The organism is Flavobacterium sp. KMS, assembly GCF_000813005.1.
Classification (GTDB): domain Bacteria; phylum Bacteroidota; class Bacteroidia; order Flavobacteriales; family Flavobacteriaceae; genus Flavobacterium.
On the sequence record NZ_JSYP01000021.1, the window covers coordinates 55,110 to 77,888 of the forward strand.

General features: G+C 32.3%; 19 protein-coding genes. 12 read left to right on the forward strand and 7 right to left on the reverse strand.

The features are described 5' to 3' along the window. Positions 1–722 precede the first annotated feature (722 nt). Together OA93_RS18880 and OA93_RS18885 are read left to right on the forward strand one after the other, a co-directional pair. Positions 723–1,811 (forward strand): pentapeptide repeat-containing protein, encoded by a 1,089-nt coding sequence (locus OA93_RS18880; protein ID WP_039115339.1) that lies wholly within the window; start codon positions 723–725, stop codon positions 1,809–1,811. A 562-nt stretch (positions 1,812–2,373) separates the two neighbouring features. After that, positions 2,374–2,946, forward strand: a complete 573-nt coding sequence (locus OA93_RS18885) for a DUF6252 family protein (protein ID WP_039115340.1) — start codon at positions 2,374–2,376, stop codon at positions 2,944–2,946. Positions 2,947–3,009: 63 nt separating this feature from the next. On the opposite strand, the gene OA93_RS18890 is transcribed toward OA93_RS18885, so the two are convergent. Together OA93_RS18890 and OA93_RS18895 are read right to left on the reverse strand one after the other, a co-directional pair. After that, entirely contained in the window at positions 3,010–3,681 is a 672-nt protein-coding gene (locus tag OA93_RS18890; RefSeq protein WP_039115341.1) for a carboxypeptidase-like regulatory domain-containing protein, read from the reverse strand. 90 nt (positions 3,682–3,771) lie between these two features. Further along, on the reverse strand, positions 3,772–4,416 hold the full coding sequence (locus tag OA93_RS18895) for a carboxypeptidase-like regulatory domain-containing protein (protein WP_039115343.1): 645 nt from the start codon (positions 4,414–4,416) through the stop codon (positions 3,772–3,774). A gap of 378 nt (positions 4,417–4,794) precedes the next feature. On the opposite strand from OA93_RS18895, the gene OA93_RS18900 reads away from it, so the two are divergent. The 10 genes from OA93_RS18900 (at position 4,795) to OA93_RS18945 (ending at position 17,436) form a co-directional block, all read left to right on the forward strand. Next, positions 4,795–5,121, forward strand: a complete 327-nt coding sequence (locus OA93_RS18900; RefSeq protein WP_039115344.1) for an SdpI family protein — start codon at positions 4,795–4,797, stop codon at positions 5,119–5,121. A gap of 28 nt (positions 5,122–5,149) precedes the next feature. After that, positions 5,150–6,166, forward strand: a complete 1,017-nt coding sequence (locus tag OA93_RS18905; protein WP_165572122.1) for an alpha/beta fold hydrolase — start codon at positions 5,150–5,152, stop codon at positions 6,164–6,166. Positions 6,167–6,473: 307 nt separating this feature from the next. After that, positions 6,474–7,307, forward strand: a complete 834-nt coding sequence (locus OA93_RS18910) for a universal stress protein (RefSeq protein ID WP_039115345.1) — start codon at positions 6,474–6,476, stop codon at positions 7,305–7,307. A 53-nt stretch (positions 7,308–7,360) separates the two neighbouring features. Next, positions 7,361–8,407, forward strand: a complete 1,047-nt coding sequence (locus OA93_RS18915; protein ID WP_039115346.1) for a beta-ketoacyl-ACP synthase III — start codon at positions 7,361–7,363, stop codon at positions 8,405–8,407. A 61-nt stretch (positions 8,408–8,468) separates the two neighbouring features. Further along, positions 8,469–9,566, forward strand: coding sequence for a histidine kinase (locus OA93_RS18920; protein WP_039115347.1), 1,098 nt, complete (start codon positions 8,469–8,471; stop codon positions 9,564–9,566). Position 9,567: 1 nt separating this feature from the next. Further along, complete coding sequence (locus tag OA93_RS18925) at positions 9,568–10,323, forward strand: LytTR family DNA-binding domain-containing protein (protein WP_039115349.1); 756 nt, start codon at positions 9,568–9,570, stop codon at positions 10,321–10,323. Positions 10,324–10,730: 407 nt separating this feature from the next. Continuing rightward, positions 10,731–11,864 (forward strand): efflux RND transporter periplasmic adaptor subunit, encoded by a 1,134-nt coding sequence (locus OA93_RS18930; RefSeq protein WP_039115351.1) that lies wholly within the window; start codon positions 10,731–10,733, stop codon positions 11,862–11,864. Between the two features lie 31 nt (positions 11,865–11,895). Next, complete coding sequence (locus OA93_RS18935) at positions 11,896–15,051, forward strand: efflux RND transporter permease subunit (RefSeq protein ID WP_039115353.1); 3,156 nt, start codon at positions 11,896–11,898, stop codon at positions 15,049–15,051. A 2-nt stretch (positions 15,052–15,053) separates the two neighbouring features. Further along, positions 15,054–16,463, forward strand: coding sequence for a TolC family protein (locus OA93_RS18940; RefSeq protein WP_052259527.1), 1,410 nt, complete (start codon positions 15,054–15,056; stop codon positions 16,461–16,463). Positions 16,464–16,881: 418 nt separating this feature from the next. Continuing rightward, the gene (locus tag OA93_RS18945; protein ID WP_039115355.1) at positions 16,882–17,436 is read left to right on the forward strand and encodes a fasciclin domain-containing protein; all 555 of its coding nucleotides are present in this window, start codon (positions 16,882–16,884) and stop codon (positions 17,434–17,436) included. Positions 17,437–17,516: 80 nt separating this feature from the next. Here OA93_RS18945 and OA93_RS18950 read toward each other — a convergent pair whose 3' ends face one another. The 5 genes from OA93_RS18950 to OA93_RS18970 all read right to left on the reverse strand — a co-directional run bounded on the left by OA93_RS18950 (position 17,517) and on the right by OA93_RS18970 (position 22,698). Next, on the reverse strand, positions 17,517–17,657 hold the full coding sequence (locus tag OA93_RS18950; protein WP_039115357.1) for a hypothetical protein: 141 nt from the start codon (positions 17,655–17,657) through the stop codon (positions 17,517–17,519). Between the two features lie 78 nt (positions 17,658–17,735). Then, entirely contained in the window at positions 17,736–19,184 is a 1,449-nt protein-coding gene (locus tag OA93_RS18955; RefSeq protein ID WP_039115392.1) for a serine hydrolase, read from the reverse strand. A 65-nt stretch (positions 19,185–19,249) separates the two neighbouring features. Then, positions 19,250–20,932, reverse strand: a complete 1,683-nt coding sequence (locus OA93_RS18960) for a M56 family metallopeptidase (protein WP_039115358.1) — start codon at positions 20,930–20,932, stop codon at positions 19,250–19,252. A 6-nt stretch (positions 20,933–20,938) separates the two neighbouring features. Further along, complete coding sequence (locus OA93_RS18965; protein ID WP_035621639.1) at positions 20,939–21,298, reverse strand: BlaI/MecI/CopY family transcriptional regulator; 360 nt, start codon at positions 21,296–21,298, stop codon at positions 20,939–20,941. Between the two features lie 179 nt (positions 21,299–21,477). Then, entirely contained in the window at positions 21,478–22,698 is a 1,221-nt protein-coding gene (locus tag OA93_RS18970) for an MFS transporter (protein ID WP_039115361.1), read from the reverse strand. Positions 22,699–22,779 lie beyond the last annotated feature (81 nt).

A 22,779-nucleotide genomic window follows, 5' to 3' on the forward strand; every position in this document is an offset into this window, starting at 1 on the left:
ATATATTAGTATGTGATTTAAAAGGTAATTTCATATCCTTATCATAATCAGCATCAAATACATGTTGCGCCTGGTAATGAATACGTAAAAAGTTCAAAATAGTCAAATTACTATTTTGCTGTTTGTGTTCCATATAATGTTCTACCAAGAGAGGTAGCTTTATTAATTCACCTAATTGAGTAATTGAGAGTAGGTAAACAGATAAAAATAATATGGATAAATATTTTTTCACAGTACAAATATACGTAATATTCGGATGTTTTTTTTAGTAACCAATTGTTTATAAGTGTTGTAAATAGTTAAAAGAGGTTCAATAGTTTTGTCTCATCAAGAGTCTAGTTTTCGTAGCGTATATAAATTTAGTTTATTTATTTAATTGTAAATCAGTAAACTAAAGAAATCGATACAATGGGTGATTTATTTAAAAGTTAAAGGGCAGTAGTGTTATCTATATAGAGCTTGGCATACATTTGATTTTCTATTCACTTTATAGTTGAGGATATAAAAAGACTTAGGTTTTAAAAAGTTTGAATCTGCAAAGAGAGCTCTTATTAGAATTGAGGTTGCGCACATGTTGAAAAAAAACAAATAAGAAATCGAGAGAGTAGTAGTTAAAAACAACTATAAGTAGCATACAAACAACTATAAGTGTTTGCTTTTTTTTGATGGCAAAAAAGCATCCGAATATCTTTGCAATGTCGAATTAATAAAAAATAGTACTTATGCTAAATACTAAAATGATTGGCAATAAAATTGCCGAGGCTCGAAAAAAAATAAATATTTCTCAAGCTCAGCTTTCTCAGCGGCTATTCATAAGTTCTCAGGCGGTAGGAAAGTGGGAGCGTGGTGAATCAATGCCAGATATCACTACTTTTAGCCGTCTGGCAGAAATTCTGGGTGTCGATCTTAATTATTTTTCAGAGCATTCCCAATCTGAAACGACTGAAACAGTAATCGATGCGTCTATTGTTAAACAATCTGATGAATTGCAATCCTCATCTATTAAAGAGAAGAAAAAGATTAAGTGGGATTTGTCAGATAGTAACTGGGTAGAAGCTGACTTTTCCGGATTGAAAAACCTGCATGAAAAATTCAGTTCCTCCAACATGCAGCGTTGCTTTTTCATTGGTTCAGATTTGTCTGGTCTTCTTCTAAAGAATAATAATGTTGATGGCTGTGATTTCTCAGATTCTGACATCAGCAATAGCCAGATTCAGAAATCCAATTTACACAAAAATTTATTTAAGGGATGCAGTCTGAAAGAGGCAGAATTTTCTACTAGTTATATTATGGGATGTAATTTCTCTGGAGCAAATCTTACCAGAGTGAATTTTCTAAAAAATAATCACGTTGATACTTGTGACTTTTCAGGTTCGGATATTAGCAGCAGTTACATTCAGGGCTCTAGCTTAGCCAATACTATTTTTAAAGACTGTTGCCTTAAAGAAACGGAGTTTTCAAGAAGTAGTGTCATGAGGTGTGATTTTTCTGATGCCAATTTTTCTGGACTGGCCTTTAAATCTGGAGCTTTTGGGAAGAATACAATTGTAAATGTTATTTGGAATCACACTTCTTTTACAGCAATGGAGATTGAAGATATAGTTTTCGAGGGTAGATTAGAAGACTGTTATTTTGAAAACTGTACCTTTAAAAGAGTAACATTCCAGAATGCTGTACTTACGAACACTTTCTTTAAAAATAATAATTTGAAACGGGTTAAGTTCGTAGACTGTCAAGCAGATCAAATGACCTATGAGTTTCTGAAAAGTGGAAGCGCGGATTTGACGGGTATCAAATTATTAACACCCTAAAGAGGATTTTTACAAAATAGCTTAATGAGAATTAACTATCAATATGAGTTTGGTGAAGAAAACCTGTAGGATCTAAATAAATGGGAAAAAAAATGCTAAATCGAAAGATTTAGCATTTTTTATGAGAGCGTATTTTTCCTGAATCTTTTTGATTGTTTTTTTGTTTAACTAGTCTACCAACATTTGCCTCCTATCTGTATCAGAGGACATTTAATGGTTTGGTAAGATTTACTATTTAAGTGTGGGTGATAAAGCCCCGTTTGGTATTGATAATTTTGAAAATTTCACCAAAGGTGTCGACAAAAGGGATTATGGGATCTAACTATATGATTTATCTTTTAGGAGTTCTAAATCTTTTAATCCATAACTAATAAAGGCTATTGCTTTCCAATTCAGAAGAAGTCAAATAATTTCTTTTAGATTATAGATTAAAGCCGAACTAGTAATAGTTCGGCTTTTTTTATGCGAAAAAACTATTCTAGAACTATTTTTTTAATTGTTTCATTAATGTTTTTTTATTAGGAAAAATTAGATTTAATTTGCCGAAAACTAACAAATAAATATGAAAAAAATTTTAGGAACAGGATTAGTGATTTTATCATTATTCTTTGCAGGATGTAGTAGCGATAGTGGCGATGATACTAATGACGCAAACAATGCTAATAATGCAAACAATCAGGCTAGCTCAATTACTGCAAGTATTAATGGTGCTGCCTGGACAGGTAAGGTTAATAGCGTAACATTAATTCGTGCAACAAGTACAAAGGAGCAACGTTTTGATATAAGTGCTCAGGATGCATCACAATTATTGTCTTTGACATTTTCTAGCGAATTAACGACTGATAATGGGATGCCTGTGCGTACTTATTCTTTTGATGAAGAAAGCGAAACAAGCGATGCGTTATTTATAAATACGTATTTAATAGGGAATAGTACTTATACTGAGCATGCTCCTAAAATAGGGAAAATAACAGTTACCTCTATTGATAAAGAAAAGAAAACTATTTCGGGAACATTTAGTTTTACTGCTATAAAAGCTGGTTCGTTGCAAAATCAAATTGTAACTCCAGAAACGGTAGAAGTTAGCAAAGGTGTTTTTACAAATTTATCTTATAAGGTAATTACGATAGATTAATTATTCTAAAAGCATAAAAAAACCGAGCCAGAAATGACTCGGTTTTTTTATGCTTTATACTTTTTAAAATTCAATGTATTCGTCTTCTGGATTTCTTATGATTATTGCTCCAACCGTAATTATCATTTCATCTTTAGAGGCAGTAGTTTTCTTTAAATTTATTTTAATTTTTGGGTTATGGGTAAGTTTTAATTCTACATTATCATAAGTAAGATAAGATACTTGTAATATATCTCCTTTTTTTGCCTTTATAGAGAATTTACCATCAAAAGCAGTATGCATACTTCTTCCTTTTATCTTTATAGTTGCTCCAGGCATTGGTAGTTTTTCTTCGTCATAAACGGTTCCTGTATATGTAATCTCGTCTTTATCATCGGCAGAAATCGTGTCGTTGGGGAGTTTTATATCGGTTTGTTCTGTTTTTATAGCTTCTTGTGCTTTTACACTTTGATTTCCTAATCCTAAGAAAGTAATTACAGACGCGGCAGCTATCATCCAGAAAGAATTTTTTTCTTTTGGAACCATAATATTGCGGTTAAGCTGTGTGTTATTAAAACGTCCACATAAGCTATTATTCTTGGTATATGCTATAAGAATTTCTCTATCTGATGCTTTTGTAAAATCAATCACATTTTTCTGGCAGTTGCTACAAAATCTACCTTTTTCGGTTGGTGTCATTTCTAGCCAGTTTTCGTGACAAGGTTTTGGAATTGATATTTTGATATTATTTTTCATTTTAATTTGAATTAAATTTTCATCAGACAAATAATATTATGGAGTACATTTTTTGTGTGTGCCTAGCTTTTGTGAGTTTTATAAATGTATTTAATCATCTTCTGTTTTTGCTGTAACGACTTCTCCTATAAAATAATAATTTTTCATTATTGGTTTAATTTTAATATCATTTTCAAGTTTAAATTCGGTGGTTAAAAAATCTTCATGTTGAAATATTAAAACTGCTCCTTTTTTTGCCTTTATTGTAAACTCTCCGTCAAAATTAGTTTTGGTTTCAATTTTGGTTCGTTTTACTTTAACATTAGCATCTGTTATTGGGTTATTTTGAGAATCATATAAAGTTCCTGTATAGGTTATGAGGTCTTTTTTAGACTTAACCTTTATATTGTTTTTAAGTTGTTTGCGGTCTGTTTGTTCTGTTTTTGCCTTTTCTTGTGCTCTTATTATTTGATTTCCTAATCCTAAAAATGCAATTGCTGATGCTGCAGCAATCATCCAGATTGATTTTTTTTCTTTAGGAATTATCATTTTTCTATTAAGTTGTGTACTATTAAAACGTCCACATAAGCTATTATTCTTGGTATATGCTATAAGAATTTCTCTATCTGATGCTTTTGTAAAATCAATTACATTTTTCTGGCAATTGCTACAAAATCTACCTTTTTCGGTTGGTGTCATTTCTAGCCAGTTTTCGTGACAAGGTTTTGGAATTGATATTTTGATATTATTTTTCATTTTAATTCAAATTAAATTTTCATCAAACCCATAATGTTATGTAAGCACATTAGCTGTTTAAAGATGTAATAAACATGGCATGTACACTTCTTTTTGTTCCAGATTGCTTTTACGAGTTTAAAAATAGGAATTAATTGATTAAGGATTTGAATATTTTTTTAAATGATTAAAATTTTATAGAGGTTAATGTCAAATTATTTTGTCAAGATTAATAAGAACTTGACTCAGGTTATCTTAGGGTTATACTATTTTATCCGATGTTGTTTTTAGTGCATTCTTTTAGCTAAAACATTGGTTTCCATTATTTTTTATTCTTTTTATTTGTAGCAAATCAGACATAAATAGTCTTTCATTTATCTAACTTTAAAAACCATAATTATGTATTCAGAATTTTTAGTTTCAATACTTTTATTTGTTGTTTCAATGGTATTAATGCTTTTTCCACCAAAAAGAATTAATCGCTTTTATGGTTATCGAACTAAAAAATCGATGAAGAATATCGAGAATTGGAATTTTTCAAATCATTTTGCCTCTATTGCAATTTTTGTAATCTCAGTTGGTAATATTATAGGGTTTTGTGTTGCGTCTTTATTTGTAGATGGAGTAAATAAAATTGTTTTTGCTGTAATTTTATTAGCTGAATTGGGATTGGTTTTTCTTATTACTGAAAGAAAATTATCTGAATATGAAAAAATAAGTAAATAGGATGACATCTATTTTATTTTTTAAAAAAATGAAAGCACTATCATTGGTAGTGCTTTTTTGTATATCGGGATATTCACAAGAAGTTTTTACATATGAGAAAGAGATCAGTGAAATCGGAAAATATGACTCTACTGAGATTGAAATCGAACAAACCGAAGAAAAAATAAAACTTTATGGAACTTTAATTTGTCCTAAAACAGAATTTGATAAAGTAGTAATTATTATACCAGGTTCAGGTAAAGATTCCAGGAATAGTCATTATATTTTGGTAGAAGAGTTATTGAAGAATGATATTGCCGTTTTTAGATATGACGAAAGAGGTGTTGGGAAATCTGAGGGTAAATATAACATGGTTTCTTATTGTATATCTGACAAGATAAATGATGTTATTTATGCAATTGAACATATCAAAAGTTTACCATTCTTAAAAGATAAAAAAATTGGTGTAATTGCACATAGTGAAGGTGGTTTAGCAAGTATTGGAGCAATTGAAAAAGGAACAAATGTTGATTTTTTAGTCCAATGGGCCACACCAGTAGAAAAGCATGGAGCTTTCTTAAAATACCAAGTAAAAACTGGAGTAAATTTACAAGAGAGGAATCTTCAATATACAGATTTAGAAACTAAACTCGAGGTTATGGACTTGATCCATAAGATGGTAGAAGAAAATAAAAATGATACTAACGATTTATTAAGAGAGAAAATTAAAATTTCATTAAAAGAAAAAGGCTTTAAGAAAAAAAAAATCGAATGGTATATTTCTTTTCCTACCTATTTAGATTTATTAAGAAAGAACTACGAAGACACGTATAGAGCCCTTAAAATACCTACACTTTATATAATTGGGAGCAACGATAAATTTGTAGATCCAGTATCGAATATCAATCTTTTAAAAAGCTTTGACAATGATAATATTGAGATAAAACTTTTTAATAACCTCAATCACTATTTGACTTATGGTGAAATAAAAGCAATGAATTTTCATTTATATGAAATAGATAATTTGGCGTTAGTAGAGATTATTACTTGGATTAAAAAGATTTAGTCATTTTTTTCTTAAAATAAAATAGGTGATTTTAAGGTGAATATTTGGTCTTTTATCCTTTAGAGAAAATAAAAAGCAAAGTAATAGTGTAAATAATTTTATAGCTTAAAAATTAAATTATAAAGGCGAATAATATTGTGATGACACCATTTTTACATTCGCATTTTACCGTATTTATGAGAGAAATCTATTTTCGGGAACTAAAAAATACGGTTGAGGTCCAAAAAATGATTCTTCGGTAGTTTTAGAAAGAATCTAAACGAATAATTAAGGAACTTTACTTCTATAATTATTTAATTGATATATTATGACTTCACCACTTACTATTATTGCAGCTACAAATTTTTCCGATATAGCAAATAACGCTGTTGCTTATGCAGCGGGACTTGCAAAAGCCACAAGTGCCAAGCTTGTTTTGTTTAATTCCTTCTCTTTGGGGTTACATAGCTCTAATGCCCATATTACTGCCGAAGCTATGCAAAAGCAAATTGAGAAAGCTACCGAGAAACTAGAAATTTTCGGGAAAGAAATTGCAGATCTTTATGCTATCGAAGTAAGTTGTTTTTGCAAATATTCTTTCCTGGAGGATCAGCTTACATCGATAATTGACGATACTAATGCTGAGTTAGTTGTCATGGGAATGGCAGAGCGATCTTTTGAGCAGGAATTATTAGGAAATTCAACAACATCGGTAATAAAGAACTTAAATATACCAGTATTGGCAGTTCCTAAAAATGCTAGTTTCCAGAACATACAAAAAATACTCTACGCTTGTGATACTTTAAGTTTCTCTTCGATAAAAAGATTTAGTTGGTTAAAAGATATTGTAGGTAATCTTGGTGCCGAGCTAGAGTTTTTTAGTGTAGATGAAAAAATAGACAATCTTAAGCAGGAGCAGGGGGTACAGCTATTAAATTCTTCGCTTGAAGAAGAGTTTAAAGAAGTTAAATATATTTATAAAACGGTTAAGTCTAATGCTGTAATTAATGAGATCAAGAAAGAAATCAAGAATTATAATGCAGATATTTTAGTAATGGTACCACAAAGGTATGGTTTTTGGGATTCTTTGGTGCATAAAAGTAAAACCAGAATTATGGCAGCAGGTTTAGATATACCCCTATTATCTTTTCCTAATTTCTGATGATATTTTTATTTTATATAAAAGCAAAGAAATAACAATATAATCGATTAAAAATGAATGCAACAATTACGGCTATAGGTGGCTTTGTACCGACTTCTATCCTTAGTAATGAGATGATCTCTGAAACGGTTAATACAACTGTTGAATGGATTGAAAAAAGAACTGGAATAAAAGAACGAAGACTAGCTACTGGCAAAGATCAGGCAACATCAGACCTTGCTTGTGCTGCAATTGAGAATTTATTGCAAAACTATGATGTTGACCCAAAGGAAATAGATGGATTATTGCTGGCAACAACAACTCCAGACCATCTTTTAACTCCTACAGCAAGTAAAATATGCGAAATAAGCGGACTTACCAATGCATTTGGATTTGATCTTAACGCAGCTTGTAGCGGCTTTTTGTATGCGCTAGAAATGGCTACTACAATGATTGAAAGTGGTCGATATGAAAAAATTATTGTGGTTGGAGCTGATAAAATGAGCTCAATTGTAGATTACGAGGACCGCAATACCTGTATTCTTTTTGGAGACGGGGCAGGTGCTGTACTTTTGGAGAAAACAGATTTAGAATATGGAATGATGAAAAGCATCTTGCGTACAGACGGAAGCGGTACATCAGCATTATTAGTGCCTGGAGGTGGCTCTAAACTTCCTGCTACAGTGGGAACTATTGTAAACCGAGATCATTATATTAAGCAAGAAGGGGCTTTTGTATTTAAAAAAGCTGTTGAATCTATGAGTAGTGTTTCTCAAGATGTTCTTGCTAGTAATGGGTTAAGTGTAGAAGATGTTGATTGGGTTGTGCCACATCAGGCTAATTTGAGAATCATTAACGCTGTAGGCGAAAGTTTAAATATTGGAACTGAAAAGGTTAAGGTGAATATTGATAAATATGGTAATACAACATCTGCAACGATTCCGTTATGTCTTTGGGATTTTGCAGCTGATTTTAAGGAAGGCCAGAACATATTAATTACCACCTTTGGAGCTGGTTTTTCGTGGGGAGCGACTTGTATAAAATGGGGAGTTATGCGAAAACAGAAACCTGTAAAGTCTTCAAAAAACGATAAAAAATCAGAATATGTTTTAACACATTAATAGAGATTTCAATTACTTTAATAATTTTCTTAATACAACAATTGTTCTTACTTATTAGCTTATGAATTCAAAAACACAAAATAAAACTAATGGTAAGAACTTTTTCTATAAATATTATAGGATTATTGTAATACCAGTTGTTTTTTTAGTGTACCTGTCTTCTTATTTTGTTTTAAATCCTTACAGAAGTTATGGACAAGATTCTTTATGGGATTTAGATTGGACTCTTGATATATTCTTGATTTTAGCATATTGTGCGATCCTTACTGAATTGAGTCTTTTTGTAGGACGTACTCTAAATTATTGGATTAGTTGGGAACAAAAGCCTATTTTTAGGGCTTTTGTGCAATTTTTGTTTCTCATTATAGGTAACATTCTTTTAAATTATTTGTTTTCTTTTTTATGGCAATTTTTCTATCCCTGGACTCCGTTAAAAGAAAGTGAACTTCTGATTATATGGCAGTCAAATTTGATGGCAGCTATATTGTCACTTTTCATAAGTTTTATTCATACTAGTATATTTTTGCTTAATCGGTGGCGCGTCACTTTGGATGAGGCTGCAGAGCTCAAAATTAAGGCTTCTCAGCTGCAAGAAGCAGTAACCCGCTCAGAGTTAGAATCTTTAAAACTACAGCTTGATCCCCATTTTACGTTTAATAATTTTAGTACTCTTACCGAATTAATTCATGAAGACCCACTATCGGCAGCTTCATTTTTAGAGAATATCACAAAGGTTTATCGCTATATGATTTCTAACCTTAATAAAGACACTATTACGGTAAGAGAAGAAATTGAATTTTTAAATGCTTATTTTTATCTTTTAAAAAAACGTCTTGGTGATAAGGTTGAATTGAAAATACAAGTGAATATGACTTGTCTAGATTTTCATTTACCACCTTTAACGCTGCAATTACTGGTAGAAAATGCTGTAAAACATAACGTAGCTACGTTGTCTAATCCGCTTATAATTTCTATTTATTCAGATGTTGGAGATATTGTTGTTAGGAATAATTTGCAACCTACATCAGGTAAAAGTTTTGATTCTACAGGTGTAGGGAATAAAAATATTGAATTTAGATATAAAATATTATTTGACCGAATGCCTGTCTTTTCTGAGTCTAATGGCTTTTATTGTGTTCGTTTGCCTTTAATAAAATAGTATGAAAATTTTAATTGTAGAAGATGAAATTATCAATGCCAATCGTCTTAAAAGATTGTTGGAAGAATTGGAGCCAGATTGTAAAATTCTGGATATCATAGATACGGTTCAAGGTACGGTAACATGGTTAAATACCAATGCCATGCCCGATTTAATTACAATGGATATTCGTCTGGCAGATGGTATAAGTTTTTCTATTTTTGAAAAGGTAAAAATTACTTGTCCCATCATATTTACTACTGCTTATGATGAATATGCAGTAAGGGCTTTCAAGGTAAATAGTATCGACTACTTAATGAAACCGATTGAAAAGAATGAATTACAAGATGCTTTAACTAAATTTAAGTCTTTAGCAAAAGCAAAACATAATACCGAGGATATTGCAGATATTTTAAAAAAATTTGTTCATAAACCTTCCTTTAGATTACGTTTTTTAGTCACTTACCGTGATGGATATAAAAGCGTGGTTGTTACTGATATTGATTTTATATACTCAGAATTTAAAACGTCGCATCTTTTTCTTAAAAATGGCACTATTATAGCCATTCCCCAAACAATGGAAGAGCTTGAAGAAGAACTCGATCCAGATATTTTTTTCAGAGCCAACAGGCAATTTTTTATACGGGTAGAAAGTATAAAATCTATTTCGAATTACTTTAATGCCAAGCTTAAAATACTACTTTACGGAGATTCGGAACGTGAGGTAATCATTAGCCGAGAAAAAGCTCCTTTTTTTAAGCAATGGATGGATCGCTAATGCACTTAAAATTAGGTATAACTTACTAGTTTTATAGATACTACTCTTTTTTATTGCGGTAACTATTTATCATTTATTCAATGATTATTTAGTCTGTCTGCATTACAAATCCAAAAAATAAATTCAATTTTATTTCTTCATTGTAAATCAAACTAATAGTTCGAAAACGGATTGTAAACACAAATAGCATAAACATTACCCACACTTTCAACCGTTGGAACGCAATGCATTATCGCAATCTGTACTGCACGGTTGAAACCGTTGGCTTGGTTCTTTTTTCCTTTGGTAACCTACGTATTCGTTTCAGTATTGAAAAATTACGGTTGGGTAATCTTCTATTAATTTAAGAGGGGTTTGGGTTGTTATTTTGTCGTCAAATTCGATGTATTCATTCAAAACGAAATAAAATGACAAAACAGTTTTTCCAAAATAATAAAACACTCAGCAAAATGGTAGTTTTATTGATTATCATTAGCTTTTCTTCGTGTGGAAAAGGTGGGGCAGAAGCTTTAGAAGCTCCAAAACCAGAAGTAGATTTTTTTCAGGCTAAATCTATGACAGGTGAAGTTGAAAAAAAATACCCAGGAATTATCGAAGGTTCAGTTAATGTAGATATAAAACCTCAGGTTTCAGGATATCTTGAAGCAATTTATGTAAAAGAGGGAGAGTATGTAAGCAAAGGACAATCGCTTTTTAAAATTAAAGCAGATGTTTTTGTAGAGCAAGTTAATAATACTCGTGCTGCATATAAGAGTGCTTTGGCAAATCTTGCAAACGCCAAATTAGAGATTGAAAAGATTAAACCTCTTGTGGATGCTAAAGTATATTCGGATATGCAATTAAAAACTGCACAGGCCAATTATGAAGCAGCAGTAGCGCAAGCAGCTCAGGCAAAATCGGCTTTGGGATCTTCGCAACTTAATGCTGATTTCTCTTTGATTAAAGCACCGGTAAGCGGTTATATTAGCCGTATTCCTAATCGTGTAGGTAATTTGGTTACACCAACAGATGCTGTTCCATTAACTATTCTTTCTGAGATTAATACAGTATTTGTGTATTTCTCTTTGAGCGAATCTGATTATTTGTCTTTTTCAAAAGATTCACAATTAAACCAATCTGTAAGTTTGATTTTGGCAGACGATAGTTTGTATGAACATCAGGGAAAACTAGAAGTTGCCAGCGGTAATATTGATCGTACTACAGGAACTATTGCATTAAAAGCAATTTTTCCAAATCCAAAGAAACAATTACGATCAGGAGGTTCAGCAAGAGTTGTATTAAATAGTAGTTTGTCTTCGGTAATTAGTGTTCCAATGGCAAGTGTAAAAGATATTCAGGATAAATTTTTTGTTTATGTTTTAAGACAAGGCAACAAAGTAGCTATGGTTCCTATTGAAATTACTGGTAGTGCAGGTGCAAATTATTTTGTGAAATCTGGTGTAAAATCAGGAGACAAGATTGCATTAAATACTATCGATGCACTTTATGACAATATGGAAGTAGTTCCAAAAGTAGCTGCAAAAGCGCTAAGCAATAAATAAATTTCGGTTTTAATATAAAATAACATTTTCCATGTTAAAAAAAATAATAGACAGGCCTGTACTGGCTACAGTTATCTCCATTGTATTGGTGATATTAGGTGTCATAAGTCTTACAAGATTATCGGTAACAAGGTTTCCAGATATTGCACCACCAACAGTAATGGTAAGTGGTACTTATCCCGGTGGAAATAGTGAAACCGTTATTCGTTCTGTAGTAACACCACTAGAGGAACAAATAAACGGGGTTGAGAATATGCAGTATATAAAATCTACTGCGAGTAATGACGGATCTTTTTCTATCAGTGTAATTTTTAAACAAGGTGTCGATCCTGATCAGGCAGCGGTAAATGTGCAAAACAGAGTACAGCAAGCAACACCAAAATTGCCGCAAGAAGTTATCAGAATGGGGCTTACGACCTCTAAGCAGCAAAATAGTATGATTGTTATTTTTAATCTTTATACAGATGATAATAACAAATACGATGAGTTGTTTTTGCAAAATTATGCCAACATTAACTTGGTTCCGCAAATAAAGCGAGTTCCGGGAGTAGGTCAGGTTCAGATTTTTGGACAAAAAGATTACTCTATGCGAGTTTGGCTTGATCCACGCAAAATGGCAAATGCGGGCTTAGTACCGTCAGATATAAGTCAGGCTATTGCAGATCAAAGTTTAGAGTCGGCTCCGGGAAAATTAGGAGAAGAATCAAAGTCGGCTTTAGAGTATGTTATCAGATATAAAGGAAAGAAAAATAAGCCAGAGCAATATGAAAATATTGTAGTTAAAACAGATGGTAATAATATTTTAAGACTAAGAGATGTAGCGAGAGTAGAATTTGGTTCAATTTCTTATAGTGGAGACAATAAATCTAGCGGAAAAAACGCCGTTACAATGGCGATATTACAAACATCAGGTTCAAATGCAAACGACATTGAAATCGGGATTAATAAAGAAGTAGAACGTTTATCTAAATCTTTTCCTCCAGGTATTAAATACGTTAACGTAATGAGTACCAAAGAAAGACTTGACGAAGCAACAGGACAAGTAAAATCGACATTACTAGAAGCTTTTATTCTGGTTTTTATAGTAGTATTTATATTCTTGCAAGACATTCGCTCGACGATTATCCCAGCTATTGCAGTTCCGGTAGCAATTATAGGAACGTTTTTCTTCTTGCTCATATTTGGGTTCACCATAAATATTCTAACGCTTTTTGCTTTGGTTCTGGCGATTGGTATTGTGGTCGATGATGCCATTGTGGTGGTTGAGGCCGTGCATAGTAAGATGGAAGAAGATTCTGGGCTTTCCGCCAAAGAAGCTACTCATAGCGCCATGACAGAGATTACAGGAGCAGTTGTATCGATAACACTGGTAATGTCGGCAGTATTTATTCCGATTGGATTCATGACAGGATCATCAGGGATTTTCTACACGCAGTTTGCTTATACACTTGCGATTGCAATTATCATTTCGGCAGTAAATGCACTTACGCTTACACCAGCATTATGTGCACTTTTGTTAAAGAACGACCATAACAGTAAACATGAAGGAAATGATGATCATAAATCAGGATTTAAAGAACGTTTTTTCGTAGGATTCAATACAGGGTTTAACAACTTAACGGGTAAATACATTAAAGGAGTTCGTTTTCTAATAGGCAGAAAATGGCTTGCAGGAGGATTAGTTGTTGGGATAAGTGCTATTGCTATCGTAATGATGATGTCTACACCTAAAAGTTTTGTGCCAATGGAAGATGATGGGTTTATGCTTTACAGTTTATCGATGCCTCCGGGAACAGCATTAGATCGTACTACAGCAGTAGTTGAAAAGATTGAAAAAGAACTTTCGACAGTAGAAGCTATTGATAATAATACCAGTATTACAGGTTTTAATATTCTTAGTAATAGTGCCAGTCCTGCCTACGGATTAGGGTTTATAAAATTAAAGCCTAAAAAAGATAGAGGAGCGGTTAAGGATATTGATGAAGTATTAAATATGGTTACGGGCAAATTATCGGGTATAAAAGAAGGTTCGATTATGGTACTCAGAATGCCTCCTGTAGAAGGATTTGGTGTAACAAGTGGTGCCGAGATTGTGCTTCAGGATAGAACAGCGCGTGATCCGGCTACATTAAAAGCAATGACCGATAAAGTGATTGGGCAAATTATGCAACAACCAGGAGTACAATACGCCTACACTACATTTAGAGCAGATTATCCACAGTTTGAATTAGAAGTAGATGAGGAGAAAGCCAGCCAAATGGGCGTTAACATACGTGAACTTTTAAATAATATCCAGACTTATTTTGCAGGAGATCAGTCGGCAGATTTTACAAGATTCGGAAAGTTTTACAGAGTTAATGTAAAGGCAGATGGGATTTTTAGAACAGACCAAGATGCATTTAATGAAATATTTGTTAGAAATGCAAAAATGGAAATGGTACCAGTAAAATCTCTTGTTAAGCTTCATAAGGTTTATGGGCCAGAATCTGTAAACCGTTACAACCTTTACAACTCGGTTAATATTACTGCGGTAGCGTTACCAGGATTTAGTAATGGTGAAGTTATGGACAATCTGGAAAAAGTTCTGGATAAACTCCCATCTGATTATAGTTATGAGTGGACTGGATTAAGTCTTGAAGAAAAAGAGGGAGGGAACCAGACTATTGCCATATTTGGGTTATGTCTTCTATTTGTTTTCTTTTTATTGGCAGCACAGTACGAAAGTTATTTATTGCCTCTTGCAGTATTACTTTCTATCCCAACAGGTATATTAGGAGCTTTTGCGGGAGTTAAAGCTGTAGGGCTTGATAACAACATTTATGTGCAGGTTGGTTTAATTATGTTGGTCGGGCTTTTGGCCAAAAATGCTATTCTTATTGTAGAATTTGCACTTCAAAGACGTTATGCAGGTCTGTCTATTACAGAAGCGGCTATCGAAGGAGCCAGATCGAGATTAAGACCTATTATCATGACATCTCTAGCTTTTATTGCGGGTATGATACCATTAATGTTTGCCACAGGAGGAACAGCAGTAGGAAACAGATCTATAAGTGTAAGTGCTGCTATAGGAATGTTTAGTGGCGTTGTTTTGGGAGTTTTTGTAATTCCGTTACTTTTTATACTATTTCAATATTTACAAGAAAAAGTATCGGGTAAGAAGATTGTAATTAAAAATATAAAAGAATAATAATGAGAGTACTATATAAAATTGGAATTTCTTTATTTGCGGGTGTTTTGCTAACATCCTGCGTAGTAGGGAAAAAATATTCTCGCACAGATTTAAATGTTCCCGAAAAATATCGTGAAGAAGTAACACTAACCGGAGATACTATTTTGCATCCTTGGAAGAATTACTATAAAGATCCATTGTTGGTTGATTTGATAGAGAAAGCCCTCGTTAAAAATAACGAGGTGCTTATCGCTATAAAAAGTATGGAGCAGCTAGACCTTAATTACAAACAAGCAAAATTAGGTCTATTGCCAACGTTAGATTTTGATGCAAATGCGAGTCGCAGTTATCAGTCTAAAAACTCACTTAATGGTTCTTTGAGCGCACAGTTTACCAGTAAGGATTATATGGACGATTATAATGCCAATATTCAGCTGTCTTGGGAAGCAGATATATGGGGGAAAGTAACGATGCAGAAAAGAGAGGCTAAAGCCAATTATTTTGCTCAAAAAGAGAATCTTTCGGCTTTAAAAACCAGAATTATTGTTCAGGTTGCGCAATCGTATTATAATCTTTTAGGATTGGATGAACAACTTAAAATTGCACAGAAAAACATTGAATTAAGTGATAACACTTTAAATATGATGAAGCTGCAATATAATTCGGGAGCAATTAGTTCCTTGGCACTTTATCAGACTGAAGCTCAGAAAAAAACAGCTGAGTTATTGGTTCCTTTAGCGAAAGCAAATATTGCGGTTCAGGAAAATGCATTGCAAATTTTATGTGGAGAATATCCGGATAGCATATTACGATCTGGAAATCTGGAAGTAGCAGAATTTGATGTTGTTTTGCCTTCAGGGATTCCAGCATCACTTTTAAGCCGAAGACCAGATGTAAAAGCTGCCGAATATGCTGTTATGTCTGCTAATGCTAAAACAGGATTGGCAAAAGCTACCATGTATCCAACACTGAGTTTGAGACCTTCAATCGGAAAAAATTCATTTGAGTTTGATACTTGGTTTAATTTTCCAGGTTCAGTTACTAAAACTATTGCAGCTAATTTGGCACAACCAATATTTAGAAAACGTGCTTTAAGAACTGCTTATGAAGTAGCGATTATAGAACAGGAAAAAGCAGTTATTCAGTTTAAGCAATCCTATATAACTGCTGTTGGAGAAGTAAATGATGCCATGTCTCAATTAAAATATGCCGATGAACGCATGGAACTTGCGACAGAAAAAGCAGTTTCTTTAGACAAAGCAACTTCTGATGCGACATTACTATATAAAAGCGGCATGGTAACTTATCTAGATGTTATTGTTGCCCAAAATGGTGCTTTACAAAATGACTTAGATGTTGTTACTATAAAGTTAGAAAAACTAAATGCTGCAATAAATTTATATCGTGCTTTAGGCGGCGGAGTGCAATAGATAGTTTTAAGTAAAAAACCTGTTGGGTGTAATAAAATTTAACACATAGAAACATAGATTTTGAATTCTCAAAAAAAGACGTTTCACTTATTTTAAATACACATAGCTAGAATTATGTGAAAGAAATGTATTTCTTTTTGAGTTCTTTATTTACACATAAAATCTATCCCGAAGCGTCGGGACTATGTGTTATAAAATTTTTAAGATACAAGCAAGGAAACAAACGGAGTAATTACATCCAAGGAGTTAAAAGAATCCATCATCTCTATAAATTATTATAAAGATGATGGATTTTATTTTTATCCCATTTTACAAGGGTCGTAGCATGTTTTTGGTTTTATTTGTTCAAATTTTAGCTATATTAAAAACCAAATTGAATGTTATGTCGTAAATGCTTTTATAACTAAAAAATTAAATCATGAAAACGAAAAGCATTTTAGCAGCAGCATTTTTTGCATTAGTATTTGGAGCAACTTCTTTCGCTCAAAAATCAGTTATGGTTGGTGGAGCAGCAATGTACCCAAACAAAAATATTATCGAGAATGCTGTAAACTCAAAAGACCACACCACATTAGTAGCAGCAGTAAAAGCGGCTGGTTTGGTAGAAACATTAGAAAGTAAAGGACCCTTCACTGTTTTTGCTCCAACAAACGAAGCATTTAATAAATTACCAAAAGGAACAGTTGAAACATTACTAAAACCAGAAAACATTAAAACGTTGCAAAATATTTTGACCTACCATGTTGTGGCTGGAAAAATGAATGCAGCCGATATTGCCAAAGCAATAAAAATGGGTGGAGGTAAAGCAACATTAAAAACTGTAAGTGGTGGGACACTAACAGCTTGGATGAAAGGAAAAGATTTGTATATAAGCGACGAAAGTGGTAATAAAGCAAAAGTAACCATCGCAGACGTAAACCAATCAAATGGTGTAATTCACGTAATTGATACGGTATTATTACCAAAAAAATAAAAGCACTGATTGTCCCAATAATCAAAAAAAGTCCTGTATGTTGTACAGGACTTTTTTGTATTTATTAGGAATGTATAGATTTAATCTAAAGCACGTTTTGTAACGTAATAACGGTAACCAATTATTGCCATTTGCCATTTTTTGGCTTTTGTAATATCAAGTCCTCGCTTGGTAAAACTGGGTAAAATCAATTTGTTTATCTGAGCTAGAATTTTATACATAAGAGTAGGATTTTTTTCAAAGATATAAAAAAAGACTTTGTAGTGTTACAAAGCCTTCTTTCATTGGATTCTCAAATATTATTTTACTAAAAGTTTATCTATTTTGGTTAGCATTTCTTTTGCATTTGCATTTTCTGGCGCAAGAGCTAAAGCTTTTTGATAAGTCTGTTTAGAAATCTCAAGTTGACCATTATTAAAATAGCCTTCGGCTAGGCTATCAAATGCATTTCCTGATTTAGGATTTTCTTTTGCATTTAATTCAAATACTTTTATAGCATCATTTATTCTTCCGTAATTCATTAGAGTATAGCCGACAACGTTTAATCGGTATTCAAAATTCCATTCAGGATGATTCTTTTTCAAAGCAAGATAATTTTGCTCAGATTTAGCAATATCTAATTTCAAAAAATCTTGTGTTGTCTTTTCATCTGCTAATAAATAATCATCGATTAAGGTTTTATCTACAATTCCTGCGACATGATTAATTACTTGAGACTGTACATATAAATTATCATATTTATGCCCATTGGATAAAAAGATAATTGTCATATCGTTTTTAACGAACTTTCTAAAAGCAGTTTCATTACCTCCTGTAAAACCATATGAAAGAATTTTGTTTACAGGGTAAAAGTCCCATCCATATCCAAAGTTTTCATCACTTTTAGTGTATTTAAACGGCTCCCACATCGAATATTTTGTTTCCTTTTTCAAGAAAGTATTCTTATCCAGATTTTCATTCCAACGAATAAATTCGGGCAACGTTATATTTAAACCATTTGCAGAATGACCATCAGAACCACTGTTTAAAGTGTTTTTTACATACTTTTTGGTTTTACTGTCATAGTTATATCTAAACGCACTGTTAGGAAAGCTTTTGCCAAAGTCTGATGAAAAATAAACACCAGATTTTACTCCTGGAAATTGATTTTGTAAGATGTATTCTTCAAAAGGTAAACCAGTTATTTTTTCAATAATCTTAGCAAGAAAAAAATAATTGGTTTGATTGTAACTGTATTGTTCTCCTGTTGCAAATTCCATTGGTTTGGTTGATAATATTGCAATTTTTTTATCATAAGGTAAAGTAATTGGAATATCTTCGAACATTACAATATCTGGCAAACCAGAAGAATGAGACAATAAATTAGCGACTTTTATCCCTTGCCATTTTTTTGGGAGATTATCCAGATATTTTGATATTGGATCTTCCAGCGATAATTTTCCTTTTTCTATAAGTTGAAATATCCCAACATTTGTAATTAATTTTGTTGTAGAGAAAATCTTGAAAGCGGTGTTTTTATCTACTAGTTTATTATCCTCAAAAGAAGCTGTACCATAGTATTTTTCATAGATAACTTTTCCGTCTTTAATAACAGCCAGTGCCACTCCGGGAATTTCATTTATCTCGATTACTTCATTAATATAGTTATCGATTTTTTGCTTTATTTCCTTTTGATTACTATCTGCTTTTTGACCAAAACAGATGCTAAAAATGAGTAGAAATATTGAAATTAAAAATGTTTCTTTCATAGTAACAATTAAGGGGTGATGCATATATTCTTATGATTTTTTATAAAAGATTAGAAATGTTTTTTTTATTTGGATTTATTTTCCTTTTCAAATTTTCGCATCTCTTTTTCAGCGTCCTTCGCTTCTTTTTCATATACTTTCATCTCTTTATTGAAAATCTTCATTTCCTGATTAAAGTTTTCCATTTCTTGATTAAACTTCACCATTTCCTTATCATAAATAGCTTGACGTTTTGCCATTACAGCTTCTACTTCTTTTTCATAAGCAGACATATTTGGTTCAAAAGCATCCATCTTCTTCTGAAATTCTTCCATTGCTTTGTTGAATTTTTGCATTGCTTTTTCATCATTTACATCTTTTGGATGTACAGGAGGTTTTGGCATTTTAGACATGTCAATATTTGCAACAGGCATTGGTCCTTCAGGAAATTCTGGAGCATCAGGTGGTGTTGGAGGCGTAGGAGGTATAGGAAAATCTTCATCGTTATTATAACTTTCGGCTCCTTCTGAACTTTCACTCAGAGTTACAGGCTGATGAGTTTCTTTGCCAGTTTGCAAATTAATAGTTTCGGTACCATCTTCATTTTTTATTATAACAACACCAAAAGGTTTTATGGCTTCGTTACCGCTAGTTTGCATGATTTGCGATTTGCCATTCTTTCTTTTTATGTCAACTCTTATTCCAGTTAATTCATTATCAGAATTTCTTGTTACTTCTGTAAATGCAACAATTACTTCATGATTTGTTTTTAATTTTTGTACAATTTCATCTAATTCTTTATCAGTTGTATTCTTTTTAATTTTGTACACAAATACATCCTTCGCGTCAGATTTTGTATTTATAACAATATCTTCTTTCGCTTCTTTTTGTTCTTTTTCCTGGGCAATAACTTTAACTTGAAATAAGAATACAAATGCTCCTAATACGGGAAGAACTAAGGCATACTTCCAGTAATTTTTCTTTTTTGATTGATTTTTGTTTAACATGACGATTCGTTTTTTGATTAATGATTGATAAAAGTGATTGGTGATTGCAACACAATTTTCATGTGTTGTTATTTTTAAAAGCGTGTATTGATACGCTTTTTTGTCGGTAATTTTTTTCAAAGCTTCGGCATCGGCAATGAATTCTAAGTTTTGCATAATAGCTTTCTTGTACAACCAAACGATTGGGTTAAACCAGAATACGATACAAAATATCCTAGTTATCAATACGTCGGTAGTGTGATTTTGTTCGCTATGAATTTTTTCATGTTCCAGAATATTCTCCAATTCGCTCGTATTGTACAGTGATGAGTTGTACACAATGTAATTGAAGAAAGAAAACGGAGCAATATTCTCAGAAACATCTACAAACTTAAAATCGGCTTGGTTTTGAATGGTTTGTCCTTTAATAACCTTTTTAAGGCTATAAAAGTCGAAGGCAAATTTTAATAATAATAAAGTGATGATTGAAACATATAATATAACGAGACACAGGTTTAAATGTGTGTCTAACCAACTCTGCTCTATAGGAGTTGTTTTAATTGTGGTATTTATAGAAGAGGTAAAATTGGTACGAGTAGGAGCAACCCAAACTATTTTGGTGTAAACTACAAATGGCAATACAATCGATGTGATTAATCCCGATAATAAAAACCATCTATTGCTATTAAAGAAAGTTTCTTTTCGCAATAAAATGTAATACGCCAAATAAAACAAGGTGATTAGTCCGCTAGTTTTAAGAATATAGATAAAAATTGCCTCCATAAATTATTATTTTTTGTTTTCTATCATATCTAAGATTTCACGTAACTCATCGGCCGAAATTTTTTCTTCTTTGGCAAAAAAGGAAACCATATTCTTATACGAACTATTAAAATAATTATCAATTGCAGTACTCATAAAGCGCTTGCTATATTCTTTTAGAGTTACTACAGGATAGTATTGGTGTGTGTTTCCAAAAGGAGTATGTGCCACAAAACCTTTCTCTTCTAAGTTTCTTACAATGGTCGATAGGGTGTTGTAATGCGGTTGATCCTCGGTAATTTCTGCTTGGATTTCTTTTACAAAAGCTTTGTTCAACTTCCATAAAATGTGCATTATCTCTTCTTCTTTGTTGGTTAACTTTTGCATGTTTTCTAATTTTAATTCAAACTTACAACTAATTTTATAGTTACACAACTATAAATGCAGTTATTTAACTATTTTCATAGTTGGTTATAAAATAGAGAGATGCAATTAGAAACGTATTTCAGGTTTAAAATATTCTTTTACAGTGATTTAATTTGTTTTGAGGAAAGGGTTTTGTGTTATTACAAAATGCTATTTTCTTTTTGTAATTCTTTTTGAATCCAAATACAACATGCGGTTGCAGCCAATCCGATAGTTCCCATTATAAACCAATTAGACTGATATCCTAATCGGGTAATGAATTCAAAACCTACTTTAGAACTAATAATATGTGCCAGACTAAAGCTCATGGTGTATAAAGCCATGTATCGTCCTTCTTGACCGCGAGGGGCTCTGCTTAAAGCAAAAGCATTAGAGAAAGGAAAATTCAATATTTCGCCCACCGAAACCATAATCATTGCAAACACAAGTACTCCAGCCCAAACATTAATTAATAATAGGTAGAAACTAGAGGCCATTAATAAGGTTCCGTAGGTAATTATTTTTATTTTCGGGAAAGCTTTGCGTTCTAAATAACTTACTAATGGCATTTCTAATGAAAATATCATAAGTCCGTTTAAGGTCATTAATAGCCCCGTTTGTAATTCGCTTAAGCCAAATTTTTCATTGTGATATAAAGGTAAAGTGGTAAAAAGCTGGAAGAAAACCATTGCAGTTGCAAAACTCACAAATAAAAATACCCAGAATATCTTATCTCTAAATACCGATTTTGGTTCGCTTATTATATCATGGCTACTATCATAAACTGGTTTTTTCTTCTCTTTTACTAATAATGCAAAAATTGAAATCGAAAGAATACAAGAAGCTCCATCTACCCAAAATAATCCCTGATACCCAATTCCCATAATAATTAAACCTCCTAATGCAGGACCAGCAGCAAAACCAAGATTTACAGCAAGACGTACCAATGTTAAGGCACGGGTTCTATTTTCGGGTTTGGCATAAGCACTAAGGGAAACATACATTGCAGGGCGAAACATATCGGCAACAGTCATAATAGCAAACATACCCAAACATAATGACCAGAAAGTGGTTATGTATTGCAAAAAGAATAGGGCGACACCACTGGTAAATAAGCTAAATACCATTATTTTGTAAAAACCTATTTTATCGGATAGTTTACCACCAAGCCAGGAACCCAACATAGATCCTAAACCAAATGCTACCATAATCCAGCCCACTTCGTTATATGTAAACTGAAGATCTTCTTTTAAATACTTGGATAAAAAAGGGAGAACCATAGTTCCTGCACGGTTAATAAACGTAACAAGTGTAAGTATCCAAATCTCTCTAGAAAATCCTCTAAAATTATTAATATAGCGTTGAAAGGCGGTGATTAGCATTATAAATGGGTTATATATGCAAAGTTATAAAACTTTGTAACTTACAGACTTTGTTGCTTTGTTACTTTTAAACTATTTTTG

Coding starts and splice junctions, on each gene's coding strand:
- OA93_RS18940 (WP_052259527.1), top strand. CDS start 15,054: ATGAGAGTACTATATAAAATTGGAATTTCTTTATTTGCGGGTGTTTTG.
- OA93_RS18925 (WP_039115349.1), top strand. CDS start 9,568: ATGAAAATTTTAATTGTAGAAGATGAAATTATCAATGCCAATCGTCTT.
- OA93_RS18970 (WP_039115361.1), bottom strand. CDS start 22,698: ATGCTAATCACCGCCTTTCAACGCTATATTAATAATTTTAGAGGATTT.
- OA93_RS18960 (WP_039115358.1), bottom strand. CDS start 20,932: ATGGAGGCAATTTTTATCTATATTCTTAAAACTAGCGGACTAATCACC.
- OA93_RS18920 (WP_039115347.1), top strand. CDS start 8,469: ATGAATTCAAAAACACAAAATAAAACTAATGGTAAGAACTTTTTCTAT.
- OA93_RS18885 (WP_039115340.1), top strand. CDS start 2,374: ATGAAAAAAATTTTAGGAACAGGATTAGTGATTTTATCATTATTCTTT.
- OA93_RS18950 (WP_039115357.1), bottom strand. CDS start 17,657: ATGTATAAAATTCTAGCTCAGATAAACAAATTGATTTTACCCAGTTTT.
- OA93_RS18890 (WP_039115341.1), bottom strand. CDS start 3,681: ATGAAAAATAATATCAAAATATCAATTCCAAAACCTTGTCACGAAAAC.
- OA93_RS18895 (WP_039115343.1), bottom strand. CDS start 4,416: ATGAAAAATAATATCAAAATATCAATTCCAAAACCTTGTCACGAAAAC.
- OA93_RS18905 (WP_165572122.1), top strand. CDS start 5,150: ATGAAAGCACTATCATTGGTAGTGCTTTTTTGTATATCGGGATATTCA.
- OA93_RS18965 (WP_035621639.1), bottom strand. CDS start 21,298: ATGCAAAAGTTAACCAACAAAGAAGAAGAGATAATGCACATTTTATGG.
- OA93_RS18915 (WP_039115346.1), top strand. CDS start 7,361: ATGAATGCAACAATTACGGCTATAGGTGGCTTTGTACCGACTTCTATC.
- OA93_RS18945 (WP_039115355.1), top strand. CDS start 16,882: ATGAAAACGAAAAGCATTTTAGCAGCAGCATTTTTTGCATTAGTATTT.
- OA93_RS18930 (WP_039115351.1), top strand. CDS start 10,731: ATGACAAAACAGTTTTTCCAAAATAATAAAACACTCAGCAAAATGGTA.
- OA93_RS18880 (WP_039115339.1), top strand. CDS start 723: ATGCTAAATACTAAAATGATTGGCAATAAAATTGCCGAGGCTCGAAAA.
- OA93_RS18955 (WP_039115392.1), bottom strand. CDS start 19,184: ATGAAAGAAACATTTTTAATTTCAATATTTCTACTCATTTTTAGCATC.
- OA93_RS18935 (WP_039115353.1), top strand. CDS start 11,896: ATGTTAAAAAAAATAATAGACAGGCCTGTACTGGCTACAGTTATCTCC.
- OA93_RS18900 (WP_039115344.1), top strand. CDS start 4,795: ATGTATTCAGAATTTTTAGTTTCAATACTTTTATTTGTTGTTTCAATG.
- OA93_RS18910 (WP_039115345.1), top strand. CDS start 6,474: ATGACTTCACCACTTACTATTATTGCAGCTACAAATTTTTCCGATATA.